Origin of the sequence: Stenotrophomonas sp. TWI377, assembly GCF_039674525.1 — a bacterium.
Taxonomy (GTDB): Bacteria; Pseudomonadota; Gammaproteobacteria; order Xanthomonadales; family Xanthomonadaceae; genus Stenotrophomonas.
Window position 1 is genome coordinate 141,735 of the sequence record NZ_JBDJNT010000010.1, and the last position, 6,594, is coordinate 148,328.

6 protein-coding genes are annotated in these 6,594 nt (G+C 66.7%); 1 reads left to right on the top strand and 5 read right to left on the bottom strand.

Going from position 1 to position 6,594, the window contains the following annotated elements; all coding sequences use genetic code 11:
- Positions 1–29: 29 nt before the first annotated feature.
- Entirely contained in the window at positions 30–641 is a 612-nt protein-coding gene (locus ABE546_RS10775) for a glutathione S-transferase N-terminal domain-containing protein (RefSeq protein ID WP_346463658.1), read from the top strand.
- Positions 642–721: 80 nt separating this feature from the next.
- On the opposite strand, the gene ABE546_RS10780 is transcribed toward ABE546_RS10775, so the two are convergent.
- The 5 genes from ABE546_RS10780 to ABE546_RS10800 form a co-directional block, all read right to left on the bottom strand.
- Positions 722–1,783, bottom strand: coding sequence for a suppressor of fused domain protein (locus ABE546_RS10780; protein WP_346463659.1), 1,062 nt, complete (start codon positions 1,781–1,783; stop codon positions 722–724).
- A 72-nt stretch (positions 1,784–1,855) separates the two neighbouring features.
- On the bottom strand, positions 1,856–2,350 hold the full coding sequence (locus ABE546_RS10785) for a hypothetical protein (protein WP_346463661.1): 495 nt from the start codon (positions 2,348–2,350) through the stop codon (positions 1,856–1,858).
- Between the two features lie 228 nt (positions 2,351–2,578).
- Positions 2,579–4,456, bottom strand: a complete 1,878-nt coding sequence (gene prpE, locus ABE546_RS10790) for a propionate--CoA ligase (protein WP_313217327.1) — start codon at positions 4,454–4,456, stop codon at positions 2,579–2,581.
- Positions 4,457–4,843: 387 nt separating this feature from the next.
- Entirely contained in the window at positions 4,844–5,830 is a 987-nt protein-coding gene (locus tag ABE546_RS10795; protein ID WP_088435213.1) for a malate dehydrogenase, read from the bottom strand.
- Between the two features lie 63 nt (positions 5,831–5,893).
- Complete coding sequence (locus ABE546_RS10800) at positions 5,894–6,388, bottom strand: peptidylprolyl isomerase (RefSeq protein WP_121042904.1); 495 nt, start codon at positions 6,386–6,388, stop codon at positions 5,894–5,896.
- Positions 6,389–6,594: the final 206 nt, after the last annotated feature.

Consider the following 6,594-nt stretch of genomic DNA (forward strand, 5'->3'; position numbering starts at 1 on the left):
ACCTTCCACCCATCCGCAACGGAGTTCCCATGAAGCTGTACAGCAAGCCCGGAGCCTGCTCCACCGCCGATCACATCGCCCTGCAGTGGACCGGCCAGCCGTTCGAGGTGGAACTGCTCGACAAGGACACCCTGAAGGCGCCCGCGTTCCTGGCCATCAATCCGGCCGGTTCGGTCCCGGTGGTGGTCGATGGCGATTTCGTGCTGACCCAGAACGCCGCCATCATGGGTTACATCGCCGATACCCACCCGCACGCCGGCCTGACCGGTGACGGCAGCCCCAAGCAGCGCGCCGAAGCCACCCGTTGGCTGTCCTTCGTCAATTCGGACCTGCACCCGGCGTTCCAGCCGCTGTTCGGGCCGGCCACCTTCATCGAAGACGACACCCAGTACGACGCGCTCCGCGCCGCCGCCCGCAAGCGCCTGCGTGGCCTGTTCGAGCGCGCCGATGCGCAGCTGGCCGACCGCCCGTGGCTGGCCGGATTCCGCAGTTTCGCCGATCCGTACTTCTACATCACCCTGCGCTGGGCGGCGGGCGCGAAGATCGACCTGAGCGGCCTGGACAACCTCGCCGCCTTCAAGCAGCGCATGGAGGCCGATACCGGCGTGCAGGCAGTGCTGAAGGCCGAAGGCCTCCTGTAGAGCCACCCCATGGGTGGCTGCAGGCGGTCCGGCCAGAACACACGCGTCCGGCCGGACAAGGAGCCACGCATGGCGTGGCTCTACCCGATCGTACGCACCACGGTGCCCTCGGCATCGCGCAGCTCGCTCGGCTCCACCACCACCTGCAGCGCCGGCCAACCCGGGATCGCATAGGTGCCACGGCGGGGCATGACCGTGGCGACCAGTGCCTGCACCGTGGCCGGGGCCAACCGGCATTCCAGCGCATCGCCCTCGACCACCAGCGCATTGGCGGCCGCCGGCGACAGCGTGATCTGCCGATCGTTGCCGACCAGCGTCAATGGCTGGCCGAACAGCAACCGCGCCGGCAGCAACGCGAGCAGCGATTCCACCTGGCGCGCTCCCAGGGTCACGGTCACCTGCTGCGCATCGCCCTCGCCCTGCACCGACCCGCCCAGCTTTTCCAGGAACAGATAGGCCGTCTGCGAGCCCTCGCGCGCCGCACCTTCGGCGACCGCGGCAGCCAGTGCGGGATCGTCCAGCAGCGAGTCACGCGCGATATCGGTGATCCACAGCGGCATCTTCGGCAGCAGCGCCTCGAGCACGCCGGTGGTCGACCAGCGCTTCACCGCCTCCATCTCGTCATCGGTCAGCCCGATCACCTGCAGGAACGCCAGCGAACCGTTGGGCGTCTCGCGGGGCGGCAGCTGCGGGTCGCGCATGAAGGCGACGTGGCGCAGCAGCGTATCGGTGTCGGCGGCGATCGGACCGCCCGCATTGAGGTAGTGGCCCTGCTGGAACACCTTGCCGTTGGCGAACACGTAGCGCGCCAGGTTCTGCAGGAAATTCATCGCCCACGGCGGTGGCTCGCTGCCCGCCGCGGCGGCAACCCGGAAGCTCAGCTCGAAGCCGTACCCACTGGTGGCCGGATCATCGCTCTCTTTTTCGTACAGCTCGGAGAAGCCATAGCTGACGAAGTGCCAGTGCGGCAGCGGGGTATCGTTCCAGTACGCGCTGATGCCGTCCAGCGGATCCTCGCCCCCCAGCAGCGAACGCAACACCGGGCCGTAATGCTGCGGCGCCTGCGTGGGATACACCGCCTTCAACGCCGCATCGATGGCATCCCACCCGGGGGCGCCGTCGTCCTCGATCTCATCCACCATCGCTATTCTCCCGCACACGTAACAGCACGCATTCTAAACAGCGTGCTGCCCGGCCGCCGTCGACGTATCGCCTCAGGCGATCACGGGCTCGGTCTGCAGCAGCGCGCGTGTCTCGTCCATCCAGCGGTTGGCCAGCGCCGGGCTTTTTGCCTTGCTGATCGCAGCGGCCAGGTCCGGCCACAGCTTCTCCAGGCTGCCCGCATCGGTGCAGCGCTCGACTTTCAACTGCATGAAATAGCCCTTCAGACCGAGATACCTGCGCACCGATTCGCTCATCCAGTCATACAGCCGCTTGTACAGCTCCGGATCCTGCTCGCGCCCGGCAGTCAGCGCCGCGGCGACCACCGGTGCGGCGCTGCCCCCGACGATCTCGATCAACCCCATCGCCGACAGCTGCGCCAGCGCATCGTCCGGCGCGCGCAGGCCCGGCAACAACGCGGTCAACGCGTTGTCATCGCGCTGACCATCGACCATCAGCAGCAGGGACCGCAGCGCCGGCGGCAAGCGCCGCGCACGGTCCTCGATTTCCTGACGGCCAGCGGCCGTCTTGGCCTGGATATACGCCATGTGTTCCCCCTTCACGTGGTGCCGTACCACGCGTAGGCCGGCCGTTCGCCGCTACCCGCGCGCCCCTGTGATCTTCCAGGCCCTCCGTGTCCGGCGGCCGCCCCAGGCGCGCCGTGTCCCCAGCGCGCGGCGTGCCGCCGACAAGGCCTGCAACGATCACGTCCGCAGCTTACCCGAGCGTTCGCCTCGCAGGTAATGCGCTGCAGCATCGTGCAGGGGGCTACAGCGTCAGCTCCCCAGTGCGCGCCGGATCTCGTCCAAGGCCGCCGGGTCGTCCAGGGTCGACAGATCACCCGGATCACGTTCCTCGGCCAGCGCCTGCAGCGAGCGCCGCAGCAGCTTGCCCGAACGCGTCTTGGGCAGCGCGTTGACGATATGGATGTGCGCCGGCCGTGCGACCGCGCCCAGGGTGTTGGTCACCCGCTGCATCATCTCGGCCGCCACGGCACTGCCGTCGCCCTGCAGGGCCTGCTTGAGGGTGACGAACACCAGCGGCACCTGGCCCTTGAGTTCATCCTTGACCCCGATCACGGCGGCCTCGGCCACCAGCGGATGGCCGGCGATGCATTCTTCGATCTCGCGCGTGCCCAGGCGGTGCCCGGCCACGTTGATGACATCGTCGGTGCGGCCGAGGATGAAGGTGTAGCCGTCTTCGTCCTGGATCGCCCAGTCCAGCGAGCTGTAGAGCAGCTCCTTGAAGTGGCTGAAGTAGCTCTGGATGAAGCGCGCATCGTCCTTCCAGACGGTGGTCATGCAGCCCGGTGGCAAGGGCGGGATCATGACCAGCACGCCCTTCTGGCCCGGTGCGACGGTCTCGCCGGTGTTCTCGTCGATCACCTTCATCCGGTAGCCGAGGTTCGGGAAACCGGGCGAGCCGAAGCGCACCGGTTTCATGTCCACGCCCGGCAGCAGGGTCAGTGCCGGCCAACCGGTTTCGGTCTGCCAGTAGTTGTCGATGATCGGCTTGCCGAGTGCGTCGTTGATCCAGTGCGCGGTCGGTTCGTCGAGCGGTTCGCCGGCAAGGAAGACGTACTTCAGCGCCGCCAGGTCGTGGCGGCGGATGAAGTCCGCATCGTGTTTCTTGAGCACGCGGATCGCGGTGGGTGAGGAGAACAGCGTGCGCACGCCGTACTGTTCGCACAGCGCCCACCAGATGCCCGGGTCCGGGTGGGTCGGCAGCCCTTCGTACAGCAGCGAGGTGCAGCCGCCGATCAGCGGGCCGTACACGTTATAGGAATGCCCGACCGCCCAGCCCACGTCCGAGGTGGAGAACATCACCTGGCCGGGCTTGCAGTCGAACACCGTCTCCATCGACTGCGCCATCGCCACGGCGTAGCCGCCGACATCGCGCTGTACGCCCTTCGGCTTGCCGGTGGTGCCGGAGGTGTAGAGCAGATAGCTCGGCTCGCTGGATTCCAGCCATACCACCGGCACGTCCTGGTCACCCACCTCGGCACGCAGCGTGGCGTAGTCGACGTCGCGACCGGGCACCTTCGGCTCGGCCGGGTCCAGCCCGCGCGAGACGATCAACACATGCGGTGGCGGCGAGGCGGCTTCGGCGCAGGCGGCATCGACCATCGCCTTGTACGGAATCACCTTGCCACCGCGCTTGCCGGCGTCGGCGGCGATCAACAGCTTCGGTTCGGCGTCATCGATGCGCAGTGCCAGGTTGTGCGCGGCGAAGCCACCGAACACCACCGAGTGGATCGCCCCGATGCGTGCACACGCCAGCATCGCGAACACCGCTTCGGCCATGTTCGGCATGTAGATCACCACGCGGTCGCCACGCTGCACGTCCAGCCGCTGCAGCACGGCGGCGAAGGCATTCACTTCGCGGTGCAGTTCGCGGTAGGTGATCTCGCGGGTAACGCCGGTTTCGCTGGAGATGGCGACGAGGGCGAGCTGGTCGGGACGGTCGACCAGATGGCGGTCCACCGCGTTGTAGCAGAGGTTGGTTTCCCCGCCGACGAACCAGCGCCGGAACGGCGGATTGCTGTAGTCGAGGATCTGCTGCGGCGGTGTATGCCAGTAGATGCGCTGGGCCTCTTCGCCCCAGAACGCTTCGGGTTCATCGACCGAACGTCGATAGACATCTTCGTAACGCATGACGGCCCTCCCAGACAAAGTCATGGGATCGAGCATAGTCCGATGGTGAAGCGCGGGCCGTCCGACCTTGGTCGTAGGGGCGATCGGTGGGTCGGGCGCTGGGCCCCCATATCCTTGTAGGCGAAATAAAGGAGGAGGGGGCGGCCGCAGGCCGACGCCGGGGGACATTCGCCGGAAAGGGTATGGGGCCCAGCGCCCGACCCACCGACCGCCGCGCGGGAAAAGATGCGAAGAACCAAAAAAAACGCCGGGCAATGCCCGGCGTTTTTTCCAATCCGTACCGACCGACGGTATTCGCGCCGTCCTGGCGCTCACCCTCCGGGCCGGCGCTTTGCACCGTTGAGAACGGCTCCTGCCGTTCTCAACGGCACCCACCCGTGTGAGTGATCAGCCCAGCAGGTGGGCGACGCCGGAGCGCTCTTCTTCCAGCTCGGCCAGGGTCTTGTCGATGTACTTCTGGCTGAAGTCGTCGACCGGCAGATCCTTGACCAGGGTGTACTCGCCGTTCTCGGTGGTGACCGCGAAGCCGAAGATCACGCCTTCCGGAATGCCGTAGGAGCCGTCGGACGGCACGCCCATGGTGACCCACTTGCCGTTGCTGCCCAGCACCCAGTCACGGATGTGGTCGACGGCGGCATTGGCAGCCGAGGCCGCCGAGGAGGAGCCACGGGCTTCGATGATCGCCGCGCCGCGCTTGCCCACAGTCGGGATGAAGGTGGAGGCGTTCCATTCCTGGTCGTTGATCGCCTCGGCGATGGAGGCACCATCGGCAGTGGCGAAACGGTAATCCGGGTACATGGTCGGGCTGTGGTTGCCCCACACGATCAGCTTCTCCATGCCACCGACCGGCTTGCCGAGCTTGGTCGACAGCTGGCTCAGCGCACGGTTGTGGTCCAGGCGCAGCATGGCGGTGAAGTTGCGCGGGTTCAGATCCGGTGCCGACTTCATGGCGATGTAGGCGTTGGTGTTGGCCGGGTTGCCGACCACCAGCACCTTGACGTCACGCTTGGCGACCTTGTTCAGCGCCGCGCCCTGGGCGGTGAAGATCTTCGCGTTTTCCAGCAGCAGATCCTTGCGCTCCATGCCCGGGCCGCGCGGACGCGCGCCGACCAGCAGGGCGATATCGGCGTCCTTGAAGGCCACTTCGGCGTCATCGGTACCGACCATGCCGGCCAGCAGCGGGAAGGCGCAGTCTTCCAGTTCCATCATCACGCCGCGCAGGGCGGCCTGGGCCTTGTCGACCGGCAGCTCGAGCAGCTGCAGGATGACCGGCTGGTCCTTGCCCAGCATGTCGCCGGAGGCGATGCGGAACAGCAGGGCGTAGCCGATCTGGCCGGCGGCGCCGGTCACGGCAACACGAACAGGTGCTTTCATGGGGATTTCCTCTGCTAAGAAACGTAAAAACGGCCCCCTTCGCAGGGGGCCGTCGGGATCGGATCAGGCGCTGGGGATCAGCTTGTTCCACTCCGCCACGCGCTCGGCCTGGGCGGCCAGCACGGCGTCGGTGTCGCCTTCCAGGGTGATCGAATGGATCACGTCGCCCTGCTTGACCGAGTCCACGATGGCCTGGCCGTCGAGGACCTGGCCGAACACGGTGTGCTTGCCGTCCAGCCAATCGGTCTTGATGTGGGTGATGAAGAACTGGCTGCCGTTCGTGTTCGGGCCGGCATTGGCCATCGACAGCGAACCGACCTGGTGCTTCACGCCGTTCTTTTCATCTTCGAACTTGTAGCCCGGGCCGCCGGTGCCCTGGCCCTTGGGGCAGCCGCCCTGGATCATGAAGTCCGGGATCACGCGGTGGAAGACCAGGCCGTCATAGAAGCCGTGCTTGACCAGGTTGACGAAGTTGGCAACCGTCAGCGGGGCCTTGTCGGCGAACAGCTCGACCTTGATCGGGCCCTGGGTGGTGTCGAAAGTGGCGATGAGGGACATGCAAATCCTTGGGGTACGGGGGTTTGTCGTTAGCCCCATAGGATACACCGCGCCCCCTGACCAACGGGCGCCTGTTGGACAAACGCGTCGCCACGCGCCCAGGCACCTCCGCGCCGACACGGAAACGCTTTGCTGAATGCCTCAGGGACAGCGGTAGTGCCGGCCGTTGGCCGGCAGCCAGGCAGAACCTGCCGGAGATCATGGGG